Origin of the sequence: Campylobacter sp. CFSAN093249, assembly GCF_011067895.1 — a bacterium.
In the GTDB taxonomy this organism is placed as follows: Bacteria; Campylobacterota; Campylobacteria; order Campylobacterales; family Campylobacteraceae; genus Campylobacter_D; species Campylobacter_D jejuni.
This window is the reverse complement of sequence record NZ_JAAMWM010000003.1, coordinates 23,049-43,453: the sequence shown is the minus strand read 5'-3', so window position 1 is coordinate 43,453 and position 20,405 is coordinate 23,049. Positions and strand designations below refer to the sequence as shown.

Below are 20,405 nucleotides of genomic sequence, written 5' to 3'. Positions count from 1 at the left end.
GGTTATTTTAACATAGAATTTATAAAATGATGTTTTAAAGAGATTAAGGAAGACAATGCAAGATTTTGTTTATATAAAAAATGATGTTTTAATCCCTTTGCCTGATGCTATTGAAATTTTAGATCAGGCAAATGATAAAGAAGCATTAATTTGCAATGATAAAAATCAAAAAGCACAAATTTATGCCCCTGAGATTAATTTTTATCTTAAAAATTCTCAAGATGAAATTTTAGATCAAAGTAAAAATGTTTTAACGCTTTATAAAGCAAGAGCTAGCGTTTATGATTTAGGGCTTGATTTAGAACAAAGCAAAGAAGTGCAAAATCGTTTGATTTTAGTAGATAGTGATACTCAAACTGTCGAGTTTTTAAAAGAACATGGATTTAAGGTTATTGCTTTAAGCAGTGCAGAAATTTTAGCTGTTTTTGGAAGTGTAGGGGAGCTTTGTGCTGTGGTTAAAAATCAAGGCGAAGAAGTGGAAATAGATTTTGATTTTTTACTTTTTAAAGCTGAAGATTTAAGCGTTGTGCGTAAAGATTTTACAAGACAAAGTGGATGTTATAATCTTTTAAATTTTGAAAATCTTGAAGTATTGCTTGAGTTTTTGCAAAGTAAAAGTCCAAAATATCCTTATAAAACTTATATTAGCTATAATGCTAGCGTGTGTCAATACCACGAAAGACGCAGTGAACATTGTGCAAAATGTGCTGAAATTTGTCCTACTGTAGCGATTTTAAAAGATGATGAAAAAAAGCATTTAGAATTTTCTCAAGTGGATTGTTTGGGTTGTGGAGGATGTATTAGTGTGTGTCCTAGCGGATCGCTTGATTATGCTCCTATGCCAAGAGAAAGTTTTTTTACCCTTTGTGAGTTTTATAAAGATAAAAAAATTTTGATTATTCCTAAAAAAATGTCTTTAGAAAATTTAAACCTTGCTTTACCAAAAGATGTTTTACCCTTTATGATAGAGGGTGAAAAATGGCTTTCTTCTATGCATTTTTTAACACTTTTGCAAAATAGTGGTGCAAATTTGGTTTTTTATACGGACTTTGTATCTCGTGGTAGCAATGAAGCCATTATGCTTTTAAATACTTTTTTTGAGAGAAAATTTCAAAAAAAAGCTATTTTTGTTGCTAAAGATGAAAAAGAATTGCAAAATGTTTTAAAAGAGCAAGAATTCATACAAGATTTAAAATATGATTTTCATAATAACACCTTAACTACAAGAGAAAATTTTGCCAAAAGAATGCAAGAAATGATAAAAAATGAAGATTTTGGTAGTATAGAAAGTGGCGAATGGTTGCGTTATGGTAAGGTAGAAATCAATCCTAATACCTGTACGCTTTGTCTTTCTTGTGTGGGTGCCTGTAATGTAGGAGCTTTAATCGCTGATAAACAAGAAAATGCTTTGAAATTCAATGCTTCTCTTTGTACGACTTGTGGGTATTGTGAGTTAAGTTGTGCTGAAAAAGATACTTTAAAATTATTTCGTAGTGGAATGGAGTTTAGAGCTTCTTATTTTGAATATCAAACCATGGCAAAAGATGGGCTTTTTTCCTGTATAGAATGCGGTAAAGAATTTGCGACCAAAAAAGCTGTAGAAAAAATAGCCAATTTAATGAAACCTAAATTTGGTAATGATGAAAATAAAATCAAAACACTTTATTGCTGTGCAGATTGCAAGGCAAAAGTGATGATAAAAGCAATGGGTTTTGCGGGGCAAAATTAGATCTTAATTTTGCCTTCTAATTCTTCTTTATTTGTAAGTTTGCTATCAAATTTAACAACAAGATTTTTAGAGTTTTTATAAATATCTACAACCCCTAAATTTTCACTAAAAGTACTGAAATTTAAAGGTGTTTCTAAAGGTAGATAAAGGTTTTTAAAATCAGCTGGATTTTTTAAGAAAAATAATGCTACAAGCCAAATTAGAGCTAAAATTACTAAAATAATAGCTAAAAGATTTAAGGCATCTAGATGTAAAAATATCCCTCCGATAATACCACCTATAAAACTTCCACCATATCCAAAAGCATTAAACAACCCTAATGCCGCACCTTTTTCATGAACTTTACAAAATTTTGATGCACAACTTTGCATAATAGGCTCATGTAAATTAAAACCTATAAAAAAAATCACAACTGCTATGATAAAAAAATCTATAGAATTACTAAAAGCAAAGAAAAGATAAGAAAGTATGAAAAAAACAATTCCTAAGAGTAAAATTTGTTTAGCTAAACCTCTTTTTTCGCCTAAACTTCCAGCAAAGCCCATAGCGATAAAACCTGCTACCATAGAAGCGCTATAAACAATCCAAAGTTTATCAGAAGCAAAGCCTAAATGTTTTACTAGAATGATAGGAATGCTTAAAAATGCTATACTCATAAGCATTTTTTGCATGAAATTAGTAAGATTCATAAGGGCTAAATTTTTTTGTTTAATAAGATGAAAAAAAGGAGTTTTTTCATTTTCATGAGTGATTTTGTTTTCTTTAGGTACAATAGTATAAAGCAAAATTATACATAAAAGAGACAAAGCTGCACTAAGATCAAAAAGGCTAGATAAACCCCATTTTGCACTCATTAAAGGAGAGATCACCATAGAAGCTGCAAAACTAAGTCCTATAAAAGAACCCATTACCGCCATGGCTTTACCACGATTTTCTTCTGTGATAAAATCACTTATCATTGCTGTAGCCACAGCTCCAATAGCTCCTGCACCTTGGAGCATTCTTCCTAAAAGCATGGTGTAAATATTTTCCGCAAAAGAGCAGATTAAAGAGCCTATTATAAAAATAATCAGTCCAATGAGCATGGTTTTTTTACGACCAATTTTATCACTTAAAATCCCAAAAGGCATTTGTAAAATCATTTGGGTTAAGGCGTAAACACCAACTAAAAGTCCCACTAAAAATTCATTAGCACCTTCAAGTTTTAAAGCATAAAGACTTAAAACTGGCAAAACTATAAAAAGCCCAAAAAATCTTGTTCCAACTATGAAAGATAAGGGTAAGACATTGTTTAGCATTATCAATTTCCTATTAAATTTGAAATTTAAATTAGGATAATTTTACTATGAAATGGATTAAGCATTGATTAACATCGTTTTATCATTTGATATTTAAAAGCTACGCACAAGGATAAATTTTATAAAATCATATTTTTGTTTTTGATATTATTTTGGAGCTTTTGTTATGAAGATTATCCTAGCTACGAGCAATAAACATAAAGTTTTAGAACTTAAAGAAATTTTAAAAGATTTTGAAATTTATGCTTTTGATGAAGTTTTAATGCCTTTTGAGATTGAAGAAAATGGAAAAACTTTTAAAGAAAACGCCTTGATTAAAGCAAGAGCGGTTTTTAATGCTTTGGATGAAAAGCAAAAAAAAGATTTTATCGCTTTAAGTGATGATAGTGGCATTTGTGTAGATGTTTTAGAAGGAAATCCAGGAATTTATTCTGCTCGATTTAGCGGTAAGGGCGATGATAAAAGTAACCGTGATAAACTTGTCAATGAAATGGTAAAAAAAGGTTTTAAACAAAGTAAGGCGTATTATGTTGCTGCTATTGCTATAGTGGGTTTGATGGGGGAATTTAGTACGCATGGAACCATGCATGGAAAAGTAATAGATACAGAAAAAGGTGAAAATGGTTTTGGCTATGATAGCCTTTTTATTCCAAAGGGTTTTGATAAAACCTTAGCCCAGCTTAGTGTGGATGAGAAGAATAATATCTCTCATCGCTTTAAAGCTTTAGAGCTTGCAAAAATCATTTTAAAGATTTTAAATAAAGGATAAAAATGAAAAATTTTTTAAAATATATAGCTATTATTGTTTTAATATATGCTCTTTATGTTGGTTTGGAAACTTGGTTTTCTTAGAATAAATAGTGATTAAAAAGCTTGGTAATAAGAACAAACTTCCACTTAAAAGCAAAATCATTACAAAAACGGTTAAAATTCCAAAATAAATTGTTGGAATAAAATTGCTACTCATCATAACACTAAAACCTAAAACTATGCTAATGGTAGTATAATAAAGTGCCGAACCTATACTAAGGTGAGAAATCATAATGGCTTCTTCTAGGCTTTTGTTTTTAATTTCTTCCCTAAAACGATAAATATAATGTATAGCATCATCAACGCCTATACCTATAGCAATAGCAGCTATAGTAATACTCATCATATCCAAAGGAATACCTAAAAGCCCCATAAGAGCAAAAACCACACTTAAAGGAATAACATTTACCAATATAGCCGCAACTGAAAATTTTAAATCTCTAAAAACAATGATAAAAAGTATAAAAATAGCTAAAATTACAAATATAAGAGTATCAAATTGCGATGAAAAAAGACTTTGGAGCATATTATTATAAAGTACCATTATACCTGTGATTTGAACTTCTACTCCATCATTTTTTACAAGCTCGTTGAGCTGTTTTTTAAGATCTATTAAAAATTCATTACGTCTTAAATTCGGATCAGAATCAACAATACGCATACTAAATCTTAACTCGTTATTCTCTATACTTACAAAAGGTGAAAGCAAGTCTTGTTTAAATTTAGCAGGTAAATTCTCATTTAAAAACGCAAGAGCAAAATCATCTAACTCTTTTCCATCGTTGATATTTTTCCCTAGGGTTAAAAGACTATTAAGACTTAAAATCGAGCCTACAAATTCTTTATTTTCTAAAAATTCATGAACTTTTTTTGCAATGCGTGTTTTTTTAGAGTCAAACCAATAAGTTTCTTGTGTGGCTAAATTTTCAAATTCGCTTTCAAAACTATCAAGAGTATTGCTTGTATTTTGATCGTTTTTATTATTTGGAAAACGAATGATGACTTCTAAAGGCAAGGTTCCACCTAGATTTTTATCAATAACCAAAAGTCCTTTTTTGATTTCACTGCCATCTTTGAAATAATTGACAAAAGAATTTTCAACTCTGAGTTTTGAAATACCTATTAAAGCTAAGATTATAGCAAGAACTGAAATTCCATAAATCATGTGACGTTTTTTAGGATCAAGAGCGGTTTTAGCGCAAAAGGCTAAAAGATTAAATTTAAACTCTTTTTTATGATAATTTTTTGGTTTTAAAAGAACCAAGATACTTGCTAAAAATAAATAACTAAAGATAAGAGCTAAACCTATACCTATACTCATCATAATACCAAGTTTTATGATAGGTTCGATATTTGAAAGCATTAAAGAAAAAAATCCTATCATCGTTGTAACAATGGCATAAAGGCTAGGATTTGCTTTGGCTAGTAAGGTTTCAAGCACTATGCGCTCAACTTTAGCTTTGGGATGATTTTGGGTATTTTCGATAAAATGCGTGATCAAATGAACAACTACACTTAAGGTGATAATTAAAACCAAAGCAATGTAATTTGATGAAATAACCGTGATTTGAAAATTTAAAAGTGCAAAAACTCCACTAGCTGCACTTAAGCTTATAAAACAAATAAAAAGAGGTAAAAAAACAAAGCGCCATGAACGGAAAAAATAATAAAGTGCAAGTCCTAGTAAAAATACAAGAGAAACACCATAAAGCACAAGATCAGATTTTATATAAGCTATCATATCATCAGCGATCATGCTTACGCCACCAAGGTAGAGCGTATCTTTATTTTTTTCATAATTTCGAACTATGCTTTTAATAGTATCTAGACTTTGTTTCGTGATAACTTTTTGCTTGTCTTGATGTTCTTTTATGGCAAGACGAATTTGATCTTTTTCATCGGTAGCAAGATCGCGTTTTTCTACAAGATCATTATAAACTGTATCAGGCTTTAAGTAAATAATAAGCCCTGTTACTTTTCCATCTTTTGAGATGATATTATTTTTATAAAAGGGACTATTTAAAATTTCGTTTCGGGCTTTTGTGCGGTTTATATCTTGGCTTTCTATGTTTGGGATATTTTTTAACAGTTCTTTTAAATCCGTATTTTGTGAACTTTGAAGCAAAGGGGCATTGATGATGCTAAAAACGCGCTCTACTAAAGGGGCCTTTTCTAATTCTTCATGAAGTTTTTTTAATTTGGCTAAATTTTCATTTGAAAAAGGTTTTTCATCATAGGGTTTGAAGGCTAAAAGTAAAAAATTATCACTTTTATAATGTTTTGAAATTTCTCTAAAAGTTTTTAAATCTGCATCATCTTCTAAAAGTAAACTTTCAGCACTTGCATCTACGCTAAGCTTAAAAGCAAAAAAGCTTAAAAACAGGCATATAAACAAGGTTCCAAAAAAAGTACTTTTTGGACGAGAAATAAAAAACTTTAAAAGCTTTGCAAACATTATTCTATGACAATACTCTCAAGTTTTTGAAGTAGGGCATCAAAGCCTTGGTTGGCTAAAATATCTCCAAATTGTGATCTATAAGTTTGTACTATACTCACACCTAAAACATCTACATCATAAACAAGCCAGTTGTTATTATCATTGTAAAATTTGAAAATGATATTTTTTTCTTCCCCATCTACTACCATAGAAGTGGTTAAAAAATAGCGTTTTTCATTTTTTAACTCACCATTTTTGACCTTTAAAACCTGATCTTTATAAAGACTGAGTTTATCGGTAAAACTTTTTTTAAGACTTGCTTCAAAGGCTGTGGTAAATTTTTCTTGTTCTTTTGGATTTAATTTAGAATAATTTTTCGAAAGACTGAGTTTTGCCATGAGTTTATAATCTATTATGCTATCAAAAAGTTTAAAAATTCCATCAGCAGCTTGTTTTTTGTCTTCTTTGCTATCTTGTAAAAGTTTTAAGCTTGCATCAATGTTTTTTTGCATAGTACTAGAAATTTCATCTAGCTGCAAGGCAAAAGCATTAAAAAATAAAGCCAAGATTAAAAATATTTTTTTCATTATTTTCCTTTATTTGCTAAGTTCATTGCGTCTTTGCTCGTAAGCATCACGCAAGAATGGATATAAATTAGGCGTGTTGTGATAAATTTCATCAATTTCATCAAGTCTAAAACTAAGTTCATTACCAAATCCATAAGCACTTATAGCTATACTTGCCCAAGTAGGATCAATGTAAGCAGTAAAACTTGCATACCAAGTTGCAGGTAAAGCAAGAGTATCTCTAAGATTACTAGGGCCGAGTATAGGTAAGACAATATGAAAACCGCTTCCTACACCCCAGTGAGCCAAAACGGTTCCTAAGTCCGCGGGATGTTTTTTAAGACCCATTTTTGATGCCACATCCATAAGTCCACCAAAGCCCATAATGGTATTGGCGGTAAATCTTTTAAATTCTTCTCCCGCTTCTTCAAATTTAAACTGCAAAATATTGCCTACAAAACGCAAAGGAGCAAGTAAATTATCAAAGAAATTTCTTACCCCTAATCTTATAAATTCAGGAGTGATAGTGTTATAGCCCTTAAGAACGGGACGCAAACCATAATCATACAAAGCCACATTAAAACTTGTCATAGCTTTGTTGTATCCTGAAAGTGGATCGTTTGCTTGATAGTTTTGGTATTCTTGTTCGAAATCATCTAAATTTTGTTCTTTAGCAAAAGCAAAAATAGCAAAAAAAATTAAAATAAAAGATATAAATTTTATTCTCAAGCAAAAACTCCTAAAAATTTTAAAAGTAAAATTATAGCAAATTTTTAATCAAGGTTTATATCCCAGTAAAAATCCACCCATTCAGTAGCTTCTTTTACTTTAAAATCAGGCTCTAAAAGAGCGGTTTTTTTGTAAAAAATGGTTGTAATTTTAAGTTCTATATGAGGAAATTTTTCAAGCAAAACTTTTTTTATTTCTGCTAAACTTTCTCCACTATCTACTATATCATCAATGAGTAGAATTTTTTTGTGCTTGCTTAAATCAGGAATGTTAAAAATTTCAATAGTATCAAGTTTTTTCGTATTATCGTAATGAATTGAGTTTAAAGCAAAAAGTTGACGCGTTTTTAAAGCCACTGCTAAAGAGTGTCCTAAACTCATCCCCCCTCTTGCTATAGCTAAAAGTGCATCAGGGTTAAAATCTTCTTTAATTTCTTTAGCAAGAATTTTTACATCTTCTTTAAATTCTTCATAGGAGTAAAATATCATTATATATCCTTATTTATTGTAGTGCCATAAGTAAAAAATTACCCAAAGATAATAAACTTAAAACTATAATGCCAAGATTGATTTTATCCCATTCGCGTTTAAAAATTCTTACAAGTAAATAAGAAAGAAAACCAAAAGCAAAACCTGTGGTGATGGAGTAAGTAAAAGGCATCATGATGATAGTAAAAAAGCTTGCTACAGCTATAGCACTATCTTTAAAATCTATATTTTTAACTTCCATAAACATTAAAATTCCAACCATTACAAGTACGGGGTATATTGCGTTTGCAGGAATGGCTTTAAAAAGTGGCAGTAAAAAAAGTGTAAAAGCAAAACAAATAGCTACAACTAAAGCTGTAAGCCCAGTTCTTCCTCCGCTTTCAACCCCTGTAGTGCTTTCAACAAAGGCTGTAACTGTAGAAGTGCCTGTCATAGCTCCTAAGGCTGATCCTGTTGCATCTGCCATTAAGGTTTTGCTTAGTTTTTTTTCTCCATTTTTGGGATCATCAAAAATCTTTCCTCTTTCACCCACACCTGTGATAGTTCCTATGCTATCAAAAAGTTGAGTGATAAAAAAAGTAAGAATTATAGGTATCATAGTAATATTTAAGGCGCTTTTGATATCAAGTTGTAAAAAGATGGCTCCTAAACCATTTTCCATGCTAAAATTTGGCCAAGAAAAGATTTGCACAGGAAAACTTGCATTGTCTAAATGGAAAATCCAAGCAATAATAGAGCTTGCTAATACCCCCAAAATAAAAGCTCCGCGAAGTTTTATAGCCCAAAAAAAGATGATTAAAGCTAGAGTAAAAATTCCAAAAAGCACATGAGGGCTTTTGAAATTTCCTATGCTGACTAAGGTATCTTTATTATGCATTATCACACCCATTTGACTTAAGCCTAAAAATGCAATAAAACAACCTATGCCCGCACAAATTGCAAGGCGTAAATCTTTTGGGATATTGCGGATTACCCAAAGGCGAAAATGCGTAAAAGAAAGTATGAGAAAAATAATACTTGAAATAAAAACAGCTCCTAAGGCACTTTGCCAAGCTATGTTTTGACCTAAACAAACCGCAAAGGTAAAATAAGCATTTAAACCCATTCCTACACTCATAGCTACAGGAGTATTGGCAAAAAAAGCATTAAAAGCACTTGCAACTATGGTAATTAAAGCTGTTGCGGTGATTAAAGCTTCTATAGGCATTCCTGTATTTCCTACTATGCTAGAATTTACGGGGATAATGTAAACCATAGCTAAAAAAGTAGTAAGTCCTGCTATAACTTCGGTTTTAAAACTCGTATTGTTTTCTTTGAGTTTAAAAAAGCTCATTTTTTCTCCTTAGTAGGTTTTTAGCTCATTGTATAAACTATCGCGTTCTACAGGAATAAGATTTGAAGTTTTTATCATATCGATAAAAGTTTTTAAACTTGTGCCTTTGGCGGACTTTGCACCACCTGCACTTTGTATACTTTCTTTTTCTATAGTGCCGTCTAAATCATTAGCTCCAAATTCTTGTGCTACCATGGCTAAATTTAAAGTCATTGTTGCCCAGTAAGCTTTGATATTTTTGATATTATCAAGCACTAAACGAGAAATGGCAATGGTTTTTAAAATTTCTTCACTATCCATGATTTTATCAGTTTGTATAAAGCTATTATCCCTTTGCCAAACTAGAGGGATAAAAGCATTAAATCCACCGGTTTGATCTTGAAGATCACGCAGTCTTAACATATGATCGATCCTGTGATGTCTTTCTTCTATATGTCCAAAAAGCATGGTAGCATTACTTTGCTTGCTTTTTTCATGCCAAAGTTTATGAATTTTAAGCCAATTTTCACTGCTAACTTTTCCATGACAAATTTTCTTACGCACTTCTTCATCAAAAATTTCAGCTCCACCGCCTGGCATGGAATCAACGCCGTATTCAAGCATTTTTTCTATCACTTCTTCATAACTCATTTTAAAACGACGATGTAAAAAATCAATTTCAGCAGCAGTCATAGCTTTTACATGAAGATTAGGATATTTTTCTTTTATCATTTTAAAAATTTCTAAATACCATTGCCAAGTTGTATCTTTGTTGTGAGCTGAAACGATATGCACTTCTTTGGTTTCTCGTTTTACAGTTTCATCGACGATTTTCATGATTTCTTCATGAGTCATCAAATAAGGATTAGGATTTTTTCGGTGCGCTGAAAAGGCGCAAAATTTACAGGTATCTGCACAGATATTAGTTGGGTTGATATGGCGATTGATATTAAAATAGACTTTTTTTCCATGAAGTTTAGTGCGTTTTTTGTGAGCGTATTTGCCTAAGGTAAAAAGATCTAGATCCCAAAGTGCATTGGCTTCTTCTTGGTTTAATCTTTCTTCATTTTCTAGTTTGGTGATTAAATTTTTCATTTTAATTTTACTCTTTTGCTGTTTTTAAATAAAGCATTATAATTTTTGCTTACTGAAAAAGAGTTTATAGAAAAAGCCAAAATAAAAGATATTTTTGTTAAGATTATTATTAAAATATTAAAATTTTAAAGAGAGTAGAAATTTTGTTAAATAAAGAATTAGAAATTTTTAAAAAAAATCTTAGTTCCTATACTCAAAGTTGTAGAAAATTTTTTCTTAAGCAAGGGGCGTTTAGCTTATATCATTCTAAAAATATGGATAATTTCATAAAAAAAGCTTATGATATAGTTCTTAAAGATTATTTTGATGATTTTTCACCTCCAAGTGATAATATCCCTTTTTGTGTTTTAGCAAGCAAAGCATATGCAAATAATAGTCTTTGTTTTAATGAAAGTATTTCTTTGATTTTTGTTTATAAAGATATTAAGGCTTTTCATTTAAAACCTATGATTAAGGCTTTTATCGAAATTTTAAATGATGCGCATTTGCAAATTGATTCGGTTATCTTAGAATTTAATGGACTTTATAATGCTAGCAATGAGCTTAAGACTTCTATAATACAAACTCGTTTCATATGTGGTTCTAGGATTTTATTTAAAGGGATTAAGACAAAATTTGAGAGTATTTTAAAAGAAAATAAAAATGATTTTGCCAAGCTTTTGCTAGAAAATTTTAAAGAATTTGACATTCCATTTATAAAGCAAGAATTTAATATCTTAAAAGATTTTGGCGGATTAAATCATTTAAGATCCTTAGAGAGTTTGCTTGTTCTTTTTAAGACTTCTCCAAAAAATTATGCTTTAAATTTTATAGATGAAAAAAATTTAAGCGAGTTGCGTTTAGCTGGAGATTTTTTACTTTCTTTAAAATCAGCGATGAATTTATTAAGTGCTAAAGATGAGGATGAATTTTTACTTATTAATGTTCATGATTTGAGTGAATTAATGTATAAAAAAGCTAAAAAACATTTTGGAGCAAATGAGTTGTTGGTTCAAAAGGCTTTGCAAAGTATGCATACTATAGGTTTTTATACACACTTTTTAGCAAAGCAAATTCAAGATGGATTAAATCATACTCTTAAACAAGAATATAAATTTAAAACTCTTGTGGAAGTTTTAGAATACTTATTAAAACTTGAAGATAAACATGTTATTTTCGATCTTAACTTGGTTTTTGCCCTAAGAAGATTGAAATACGGTAAAAAAGATATAGAAAAAGCTTTAATACTTTTTGAGAAAATTTTTTATAAAAGGCATAGTTTTTGTGTTTTAAAACTTTTGCTTGATAGTGGAATTTTAAAAGATTTATGTAAGCCTTTTTGGACAGTTCGTTTTTTAAGCGATGAAGAAGGAAATTATAGTTTTGATGAGCAAGTTTTTCTTATGTTAAGTGAATTTGAAAAATACGAAGATGAGCTTGAGATACTCCAAAAACTTAAAACCGATGAAAAAATGATTTTAAAGCTTGTGATACTTTTAAGCGCTATAGAAAGTGAAAATGAAATTTCTTTAGCAGGCATATATAGAGCGTATTGCTCTAAATTTGATTTAAAGAATGAAATTTTAGAATGGGGTCTTAAGATATTTAAAAACAATAATGCCTTAAAAGATCTTGTAGAAAAAGAAGATATATACAATCCTATTGTTGTAAGTAGCTTGGTTTCTAAGCTAGAAAATTTAGAAAATTTAGAGCTTTTATATACTTTAACTTGGCTAAAGGCTAAGGCTTTAAATTATAATGCTTTTTATTTTAGAGTTCTTGATAAACTTTTAGAAAATGCAAAACAAGGTTTTGAAGATGAAAATCTACTTGAAGAAAGCGCAAGAAGAGTAAAAAAAGAATTAACACTTAAAAGAAGTAAGATTTTTTTAGAGCAAGATGAAATTTTGCAAGATAAAATCATACATATCAAATCAAATCTTTTTATTATAAAAAATACTTTTGAAGATATTGTTATGATTTCTAAATTAGCCAAAGAAAATGATTTTAAATTTTGGTTTAATAATGAAACAAATCTTAGTTTGCAAATTGTTGCACCACTTCATTTTAATATTGCCATTATTTTAAGTTCTTTAACAAATTTAAATCTTATTTTCATGAATTTTTTTGAACTTTTTGATAATAAAATTTATTTAAGATTTGAATATGATAATATTATCAGTGATGAGCAAAAACTAAAACTTTGCGAGCTTTTAAATTCAAATCTTTCTGGTTTTAATTTGAAAAAAATTAAAAAGCCAATCATTAAAAAAGATGAGTTAAAATTAGACTTAAACTATTCTAAAATGTATGCCAAATTAGGTCTTAATACTAAAGATCAGCAGGGTTTAATGGCGTATTTGATGAATGTTTTTAATGAACTTGAACTTGTTTTATGTGCAGCAAAAATTCAAACCATAAGACAAAGGACGCGTAATATTTTTATTTTTCAAAAGAATGAAAAATTAGAACATAGCGAGCAAAAGTTAGTTAATTTATTAATAAGTGAGTAAAAAAATGTGTGGAATCGTAGGTTATATAGGAAATAATGAAAAAAAACAAATTATACTAAATGGACTTAAAGAATTGGAATATCGTGGCTATGATAGTGCGGGTATGGCAGTGATGCAAGAAGGCGAACTTAGTTTTTTTAAAGCTGTAGGAAAGCTTGAAAATTTGGCGAATAAATGCACAGATTTTGAAAGTCAAGGTTATGGTTTTGCTGTAGGTCATACAAGATGGGCAACTCATGGTAAGCCTACTGAAATCAACGCACATCCTCATTTAGGACAGTATTCTTGTGTGATTCACAATGGTATTATAGAAAATTATAAAGAAATCAAAGATAAACTTGAAAAAGAAGGCGTGAGTTTTTTAAGTCAAACCGATACAGAAGTGATTGTTCAGCTTTTTGAATTTTATGCAAGAAATTTGGGAGTTTTTGAAGCTTGGCAAAAAACCATCAAAGAACTTCGCGGTGCTTTTGCTACTTTGTTAGTAACAAAAAAAGATCCCAATCATGTGTATTTTGCAAAAAATGCTGCTCCTTTGATTATAGGTAAAAATGCAAATAAAGAATGGTATTTTTCTTCAGGTGATGCGCCTTTGATAGGAAGTTGTGATGAGGTAATGTATCTTGAAGATTTAAGCTTGGGATACGCGAGTAAAGATGAGCTTGTCGTTTATGAAAATGATATTTTAAAATCACTTTGTTTTTCTAAGCTTTCAGGCGATAAGGCTTATGCAAAAAAAGACGGCTTTCGTTTTTTTATGGAAAAAGAAATTTATGAACAAAGTCGCGTGATGAGTGAAGTTTTAATGGGGCGTATTCAAGGCGATGAAGTCGTTTTTGATGAGCTAAACAATGAAGATTTAAGTCAAGTAGATGAAATCACGCTTTGTGCTTGTGGAACAAGCTATCATGCTGCAATGGCAAGTGCTTATTTGTTTGAAAGAATTGCTAAAGTTAAAGCTAAAGTAGAAATTGCAAGTGAATTTCGATACCGTGAAGCAATTATAAAAAAAGATTCTTTATTTATCGTTATTTCTCAAAGTGGAGAAACAGCAGACACTTTAGAGGCTTTAAAGATTGCAAAAGAGCAGGGTGCTAAGACTTTTGCAATTTGCAATGTGGATAATTCTAATATAGTGCGTTTAGCACATCTAAGTCTTTTAACTCGTGCGGGCATAGAAAAAGGAGTTGCTTCAACTAAAGCTTTTGCTACTCAGGTTTTAACACTTTGGATGCTTGCTATTTTTATGGCACAAAAAAGAAATTTAAATGTTTCTGCTGAAATTAAAGCACTTTTGCATACTCCAAATTGCGTGAGTGTAAAACAGGCTTTACATGAAAAAATTCATCGTTTATCCAAGCGTTATTTAGATGGACATGGCTTTTTCTTTATAGGCAGAGATGTGTTTTATCCTTTGGCTTTAGAAGGAGCTTTGAAACTTAAAGAATTATCTTATCTTCACGCTGAGGGTTATCCTGCAGGAGAGATGAAACATGGCCCTATTGCTTTGGCTGATTCTAAGCTTTATACTATAGCTTTAATGCCAAAGCACATGCTTTATGAAAAAACAAAATCAAATGTTGAAGAGCTTATTGCTAGGGATTCTACAGTGCTTAGCATTTCACCTTTAGAATTTGATTTAAGTGATGATATTATAAAAACCAATGAGCAAGATCATTATATGTGTGAATTTTTTCAAATGATGGTCATTACTCAACTTTTGGCGATGGAAATTTCCATAAGACTTGGCAATGATGTGGATATGCCAAGAAATTTGGCTAAAAGCGTAACGGTAGAATAGAAATGAAAAAATTTTTTTGTTTAACTTTAGTTTGTAAACTTTTTGCTTTAAGCGAATTTGAACTTCATCATATTGATAAAGTACATAAGCTAGGGTATAGTGGAGATACTATTATAATAGGTGTAGCCGATGATGCTTTTAATCAAGATCATATTAGTTTAAAGGATAAGATTTTAAAGTCTACTTATCCTACTGATACAGCTGGGAAACAGCTTATACCTGATTTGAAAAAATCAACACACGGAAGTCATGTAGCAGGTATAGCTGTTGGAGCAAAGATAGGCGATAGCAAACCTTATGGAGTGGCTTATGGGGCAAAATTTTATGGAGCTGGGGTGTTTCCAAATGGCTCTTACACTCAAATTCCTGATATTTATAATTTTTTCAAAGATGTGAGTATTATTAATAATAGCTGGGGTATTAATTTTTATCCTTATTTTAATCTTAAGGCTTCAAATTCTGGATTAGTAGATTGTACTCAAACTAATCAAGGGACAAGCTATAATATCTGTAATACTCCTTTGGAATATGTTATGAAAGCAGATAAGGTTGCTAATGATATGATGAGGCTTAGCAAGGACAAGGGGGTATTAAATGTATTTGCTGCTGGTAATGAAGGAATTCTTAGCCCTGCTTTGCATGCGATTTTACCAAGTTATGATGAATCTTTAAGAGCTTGGTTGGCTGTTGGAGCTTTGGATGCAAATGAGATTACTTTAGAATCAGATGGGACTTTAATAATTAAAAGTCAAGGTTTGGCTGATTTTAGTAATGGTTTTAAGGGAGCTACGAATTTTTCTTTAGTTGCTGCTGGAGTAAATATTAATAATGTTGATTCAAGCACTAATGATAAGTTTACAAAAAAAAGTGGAACTTCTATGGCAGCACCTATGGTAAGTGGAACAGCGGCACTGGTCAAGCAAAATTTCCCCTTTTTGGATGGTAAGCAAATTGCTGATATACTGTTAAGTACAGCAAATAAAAATTATAAGGCTCCAAAATTTACTGTTAAACAAGTAACCGATGGAACAAATCAACCTAAATTTCTTATTGTGTATATTTCGCAAGATCCACCTAGGATAGAAGATGAAATAAAACGGGATTTAAAACAGCTTTACAATGGAATACAAGTTCAAGTTAATGGACAATGGATTGATTATAGTGATTATATTTGGGATAATAGAGATAGTGCGCAGTCACAAAAACTTAATACTTCTACTATTAGTTCTATTAATGGAGTAGTTAGAGTTGAGAAAGAAGAATTATTTGGACAAGGAATTTTAGATGCACAAAAGGCGTTAAAAGGACTGAGTATTTTAGATGCAAACAGACTCAGTGATCAGGATGTATTAAAATATGAGCAAGAACCTAATACAGCTTATTATACTATAAACACTGCAGGTTATGATGCTGAATTTTCTAATGATATTAGTCAAAGAAAATGGGATGAAAGTACTCATTTATCAAGTGCTATTAATAAACCTACACATTTAGCTAATCTTAACATAGGATTATCTAAAGAAGGTGAAGGTATTTTGATTATCAGTGGTCAAAATACTTACGAGGGTGCAACTTTAATCAAACAAGGAGAATTAAAGCTTAAAGGAAAAGTTAAAAATAATGCTTATGTAGAACAAAAAGCAATATTAAGCGGTAATGGTATTGTAGGGCAAAATTTAAACAATAAAGGCATAGTTAGACCTGGAAATGAAGATTTGAATGATTTAACCGTGCAAGGAACTTATACTCAAGAAGGAGTTGATTCTAAATTGCAACTTGATTTTGGTAATTATAAAAATTCTAAACTGATTGCAAAAACTTATGATATTAAGAGCGGGAATTTAGAATATATTCCTTTACCTAAATACTATATCTTAAATAAGCCAGTGAAAATTAATTTAGGAGATTTGGAAAAAAGTTTATCATCTTTTAATCATGTTTTGATACAAAATACCTATGCTTTAAATTTTGATTTTGTTTTAAGTGATGATTTAGTGAGTATTAATAAAACCTTAATAAAACCTAATTTAAAGCCAAATGCTTATGAAATTCCTAATACAAGCTTGGGAAATGCTTTAAGACAATTGCGATCTAGGGCAGACTTGAGTCAGACTTATCAGGAATTTTTTGCTTCTTTAGATAATGGAATAGATGTAAAGACTAAATTAAATAGAATAGAAGGTTCAGGGTATTTAAGCACTTTTAGTAATCATAATCAATCTAATTTAATGCAAAATAATATGTTATTTACCCTTCATCCTCTTAATATTAATAATTTTGCACAAAACAATAATATCTTACTTGCTAGTACTTATTTACCTAGAATTTTTAGCAATGAAGAATATTTTTGGCATCTTACTCCAAGTTATAAATACTATAAAGATAAAGATTTTTCAGGTCAAAAAACAGGTGCTAATATCTCTTTAGGAGAAAATTTCTCATCAGGCTTTTTAGCTTATGCTTTATCTCTTTCTAGCGCTAAATTTAATTTTAATAATGGTAGTGATTTGAAGAGTTATAACATGGATTTATTGCTTAATTATAACCATGATTTAGATTTTATAAAAATATTAAGTGGATTAGGTATAGGTGTAGGATTTAATACTCTTAATCGTTTTGTAGTAGAGCAGCCAATTGAAGGCAAATATAAAACATTGCAAACTTCAGCCCAGCTTGGTGTAACTAAAGATATTATTTTAGGTCAAGATTTTATTTTTAATCCTTTAATGTATTTTACACATAGTTTTTTTTATCAAGAAGATTTTAAAGAAAATAAAAGTCCTTTTGCTAAAAATTATGAAAGTTTAAAACATCATAGCATAAATGCAAATTTAGGTTTTAATCTTGCTAAAAATATAGAGCAAGATGATTATCAAGCTTCTTTTTCTACTTTTGTAATTTTTGAAAAAAGAATTTATGGAAGAACTTTAGAAAATAAGGCTAGTTTTGTTGATTTTCCTATTACTTTTATTCAAAAATATAAATTAAAAGATAATATTTTAAGTCAAGGTTTTAATTCAGAATTTTTATATAAAAACAATGTATTTTGGCAGTTTATGTTAATGAATAGATTTTCTCATAATGCCTATGAATTGCATTTAATGAGTTCAGTAGGAAAACGTTTTTGAAAGTATTTATTTTTTTAGCTTATAATAAATAAAATTTTAATCAAAGGAAAAAATTATGGAATACAGAGTTGAACATGATACCATGGGTGAAGTTAAGGTCCCAAATGACAAATATTGGGGAGCTCAAACTGAAAGAAGTTTTGAAAATTTCAAAATCGGTTGCGAGAAAATGCCAAAGGTTTTAATCTATGCTTTTGCAAATCTTAAAAAATCTTTAGCTTTGGTCAATAACAAACTTGGCAAACTTGATGATGCTAAGAAAAATGCTATAGTTCAAGCTTGCGATGAGATTATCGCAGGTAAATTTGATGATAATTTTCCACTTGCGATTTGGCAAACAGGTTCAGGCACACAAAGCAATATGAATATGAATGAAGTTATTGCAAATCGTGCCACTGAAATCATGGGCGGGGATTTTCGCAAAGAAAAGCTTGTACATCCAAATGATCATGTTAATATGAGTCAAAGTTCAAATGATACTTTTCCAACAGCTATGAGTATCGTTGCGGTTGAGCAAGTAGAGAAAAAGCTTATCCCTGCGCTTGATGAGCTTATTGCAACTTTTGAAAAAAAAGTAAAAGAATTTGATAGTATTATCAAGATAGGACGCACGCATTTACAAGATGCTACTCCACTTACTCTAGCACAAGAATTTAGTGGATATCTTTCTATGCTTTTGCATTCAAAAGAGCAAATCATCGCTTCTTTACCAACTTTAAGAGAACTTGCCATAGGAGGAACCGCAGTAGGAACAGGGCTTAATGCGCATCCAGAATTAAGCCAAAAAGTAAGTGAAGAGCTAACTCAACTTATAGGTACGAAATTTGTTTCAAGTCCAAATAAATTTCATGCTTTAACAAGTCATGATGCGATCAATTTTACTCATGGAGCTATGAAGGGTTTGGCTGCAAATTTAATGAAAATTGCAAATGATATAAGATGGTTAGCTTCAGGCCCAAGATGCGGTCTTGGTGAGCTTATCATCCCTGAAAATGAGCCAGGAAGTTCGATTATGCCAGGTAAGGTAAATCCTACCCAGTGTGAAGCTGTTACTATGGTTGCTGTACAAGTGATGGGAAATGATGCAGCTATCGGATTTGCAGCAAGTCAAGGAAATTTTGAACTTAATGTGTTTAAGCCTGTGATTATTTATAATTTCTTGCAAAGTCTTGATTTGTTGGCTGATTCTATGCATTCATTCAATATCCATTGTGCTGTAGGCATAGAACCAAATCGTGCAAAAATCGATCATAATCTTCATAATTCTTTAATGCTAGTTACCGCTCTAAACCCATACATAGGTTATGAAAACGCTGCTAAAGTAGCCAAAAATGCCCATAAAAAAGGTATTTCTTTAAAAGAAAGCGCAATGGAGCTTGGTTTGGTTAGCGAAGAAGATTTCAATAAATTTGTTGATCCTACTAAAATGATAGGCCCAAAAGCCTAGAACATAAAACTTGCCTTTTTTAAGGCAAGTTAAATTAAATTCTTATCTTTTAAAATCACATACATTCTTAAAGTTGATACAAAAAAAGTTAAAATCGCAGGACCTAGTATAATACCCCAAAAACCAAAGGTTGAAATTCCTGCTATCATGGCCAAGAAAATTAAAAGTTCGTTGATTTTAGTGGGAGTTTTTACAAGTTTTTTGTTGATCCATTTGATGATTAAAGGTTTGATTAAAGTATCTGCTATAAAAGAAATTACAATTACAGAATAAATAAAAATAACAAGAGCTGAGTTAAGATTGTTTGAGGCAAATTCATAAAGACTTACAGGCACATAAATTAAAGCTCCTCCTATAGCAGGTATGAGAGAACTTACAGCAAAAATTACTCCCATTAAAATTCCATCATAACCATAAAATATTGTGATTAAACCAAAAAGTGCACCTTGAAATATTGCTACAATTACCATAGAGTAAAGCACAACAGCCATAACATTACCCACTTCGCTTAAAACATCATCGAGTTCTTTTTTATCAATAGGAATGATGGATTTAAGATAGATAACAAGTTCCGTTCCATATAGATTTGCAAAGAAATAAAACACACAAATTAAAACCATATCTATAAGAAATTTAGCTCCTGATTTTGTAAAACTTGAAGCATAACTTAGAATTTGTTTAGAAATACTATTTAAATCTATAGAAGCTAAAAATTCTTTAATTTTAGGTTCTAAAAAATTAAAGCTTTCAGGCAAGGTGAATTGATAGTTTTTGACATAATCAAGTGTTTGTGTAACTAAATTAATATCAAAATTCTTTAAAGCTTTGGCAAGTTCTATCATAGCATAAACAAAAGGTGCAAAGAAAAGCAAAACCATACAAGCTGTTGTAAGAATGGAAGCTAAAAATTTATGTCCTTTAGTAAGATTTAAAAATTTTGCATTGATGTTTGAGGTAGCTACCGCCATTAAACTAGCTATGATAATTACAAGTAAAAAACCTTTAAAAAGGTAAAGTAAAAGAAATAAAATAACTAAAATAAAGCTTATAAGAAAGAATTTTCCATTTTGCAA

14 protein-coding genes are annotated in these 20,405 nt (G+C 30.4%); 6 read left to right on the top strand and 8 right to left on the bottom strand.

Going from position 1 to position 20,405, the window contains the following annotated elements; translation table 11 throughout:
* Positions 1–55: 55 nt before the first annotated feature.
* On the top strand, positions 56–1,729 hold the full coding sequence (locus tag FBF10_RS02090) for a 4Fe-4S dicluster domain-containing protein (RefSeq protein WP_002887933.1): 1,674 nt from the start codon (positions 56–58) through the stop codon (positions 1,727–1,729).
* Here the strand turns inward: FBF10_RS02090 and FBF10_RS02085 are convergent.
* Entirely contained in the window at positions 1,726–3,027 is a 1,302-nt protein-coding gene (locus FBF10_RS02085) for an MFS transporter (RefSeq protein WP_002887931.1), read from the bottom strand. The two genes, FBF10_RS02090 and FBF10_RS02085, sit on opposite strands and share 4 nt — an antisense overlap.
* Before the next feature lie 166 nt (positions 3,028–3,193).
* On the opposite strand from FBF10_RS02085, the gene rdgB reads away from it, so the two are divergent.
* On the top strand, positions 3,194–3,796 hold the full coding sequence (gene rdgB, locus FBF10_RS02080; RefSeq protein ID WP_002887930.1) for an RdgB/HAM1 family non-canonical purine NTP pyrophosphatase: 603 nt from the start codon (positions 3,194–3,196) through the stop codon (positions 3,794–3,796).
* Positions 3,797–3,826: 30 nt separating this feature from the next.
* On the opposite strand, the gene FBF10_RS02075 is transcribed toward rdgB, so the two are convergent.
* Genes FBF10_RS02075 through mqnE form a run of 6 tightly spaced genes read right to left on the bottom strand, consistent with a single transcriptional unit; the run spans position 3,827 to position 10,464 of the window.
* Positions 3,827–6,292 carry an RND family transporter gene (locus FBF10_RS02075; protein ID WP_002887929.1) on the bottom strand — a complete coding sequence of 822 codons (2,466 nt, stop codon included), beginning with the start codon at positions 6,290–6,292 and terminating at the stop codon, positions 3,827–3,829.
* Complete coding sequence (locus FBF10_RS02070) at positions 6,292–6,861, bottom strand: phospholipid-binding protein MlaC (RefSeq protein WP_002856450.1); 570 nt, start codon at positions 6,859–6,861, stop codon at positions 6,292–6,294. Before FBF10_RS02070 ends, FBF10_RS02075 begins: the two co-directional genes overlap by 1 nt.
* Before the next feature lie 9 nt (positions 6,862–6,870).
* A complete protein-coding gene (locus FBF10_RS02065) occupies positions 6,871–7,569 on the bottom strand; it encodes a VacJ family lipoprotein (protein WP_002887927.1) in 699 nt (232 codons plus the stop codon).
* A 44-nt stretch (positions 7,570–7,613) separates the two neighbouring features.
* Entirely contained in the window at positions 7,614–8,057 is a 444-nt protein-coding gene (locus tag FBF10_RS02060) for a phosphoribosyltransferase family protein (RefSeq protein WP_002852389.1), read from the bottom strand.
* 13 nt (positions 8,058–8,070) lie between these two features.
* Positions 8,071–9,390: an NCS2 family permease gene (locus FBF10_RS02055; RefSeq protein ID WP_002856518.1), complete on the bottom strand. Its 1,320-nt coding sequence runs from the start codon at positions 9,388–9,390 to the stop codon at positions 8,071–8,073.
* Positions 9,391–9,399: 9 nt separating this feature from the next.
* Complete coding sequence (gene mqnE / locus FBF10_RS02050) at positions 9,400–10,464, bottom strand: aminofutalosine synthase MqnE (protein ID WP_002856525.1); 1,065 nt, start codon at positions 10,462–10,464, stop codon at positions 9,400–9,402.
* A 143-nt stretch (positions 10,465–10,607) separates the two neighbouring features.
* Between mqnE and FBF10_RS02045 the strand changes: the two genes are divergently transcribed.
* The 4 genes from FBF10_RS02045 to fumC are packed head-to-tail and all read left to right on the top strand — an operon-like array spanning position 10,608 to position 19,332.
* A complete protein-coding gene (locus FBF10_RS02045) occupies positions 10,608–12,956 on the top strand; it encodes a nucleotidyltransferase (RefSeq protein WP_002868467.1) in 2,349 nt (782 codons plus the stop codon).
* 4 nt (positions 12,957–12,960) lie between these two features.
* Positions 12,961–14,757, top strand: coding sequence for a glutamine--fructose-6-phosphate transaminase (isomerizing) (gene glmS / locus FBF10_RS02040; RefSeq protein WP_002887924.1), 1,797 nt, complete (start codon positions 12,961–12,963; stop codon positions 14,755–14,757).
* Between the two features lie 2 nt (positions 14,758–14,759).
* Entirely contained in the window at positions 14,760–17,885 is a 3,126-nt protein-coding gene (locus tag FBF10_RS02035) for a S8 family serine peptidase (protein ID WP_002898702.1), read from the top strand.
* A 55-nt stretch (positions 17,886–17,940) separates the two neighbouring features.
* Positions 17,941–19,332 carry a class II fumarate hydratase gene (fumC, locus tag FBF10_RS02030; RefSeq protein WP_002859652.1) on the top strand — a complete coding sequence of 464 codons (1,392 nt, stop codon included), beginning with the start codon at positions 17,941–17,943 and terminating at the stop codon, positions 19,330–19,332.
* A gap of 29 nt (positions 19,333–19,361) precedes the next feature.
* Here the strand turns inward: fumC and FBF10_RS02025 are convergent, their stop codons facing one another.
* Entirely contained in the window at positions 19,362–20,405 is a 1,044-nt protein-coding gene (locus FBF10_RS02025) for an AI-2E family transporter (RefSeq protein WP_002859651.1), read from the bottom strand.

Bases quoted from the DNA above. Each gene is read 5' to 3' on its own strand.
- FBF10_RS02090 (WP_002887933.1), top strand. From the start codon at position 56: ATGCAAGATTTTGTTTATATAAAAAATGATGTTTTAATCCCTTTGCCT.
- FBF10_RS02085 (WP_002887931.1), bottom strand. From the start codon at position 3,027: ATGCTAAACAATGTCTTACCCTTATCTTTCATAGTTGGAACAAGATTT.
- rdgB (WP_002887930.1), top strand. From the start codon at position 3,194: ATGAAGATTATCCTAGCTACGAGCAATAAACATAAAGTTTTAGAACTT.
- FBF10_RS02075 (WP_002887929.1), bottom strand. From the start codon at position 6,292: ATGTTTGCAAAGCTTTTAAAGTTTTTTATTTCTCGTCCAAAAAGTACT.
- FBF10_RS02070 (WP_002856450.1), bottom strand. From the start codon at position 6,861: ATGAAAAAAATATTTTTAATCTTGGCTTTATTTTTTAATGCTTTTGCC.
- FBF10_RS02060 (WP_002852389.1), bottom strand. From the start codon at position 8,057: ATGATATTTTACTCCTATGAAGAATTTAAAGAAGATGTAAAAATTCTT.
- FBF10_RS02055 (WP_002856518.1), bottom strand. From the start codon at position 9,390: ATGAGCTTTTTTAAACTCAAAGAAAACAATACGAGTTTTAAAACCGAA.
- mqnE (WP_002856525.1), bottom strand. From the start codon at position 10,464: ATGAAAAATTTAATCACCAAACTAGAAAATGAAGAAAGATTAAACCAA.
- glmS (WP_002887924.1), top strand. From the start codon at position 12,961: ATGTGTGGAATCGTAGGTTATATAGGAAATAATGAAAAAAAACAAATT.
- FBF10_RS02035 (WP_002898702.1), top strand. From the start codon at position 14,760: ATGAAAAAATTTTTTTGTTTAACTTTAGTTTGTAAACTTTTTGCTTTA.
- fumC (WP_002859652.1), top strand. From the start codon at position 17,941: ATGGAATACAGAGTTGAACATGATACCATGGGTGAAGTTAAGGTCCCA.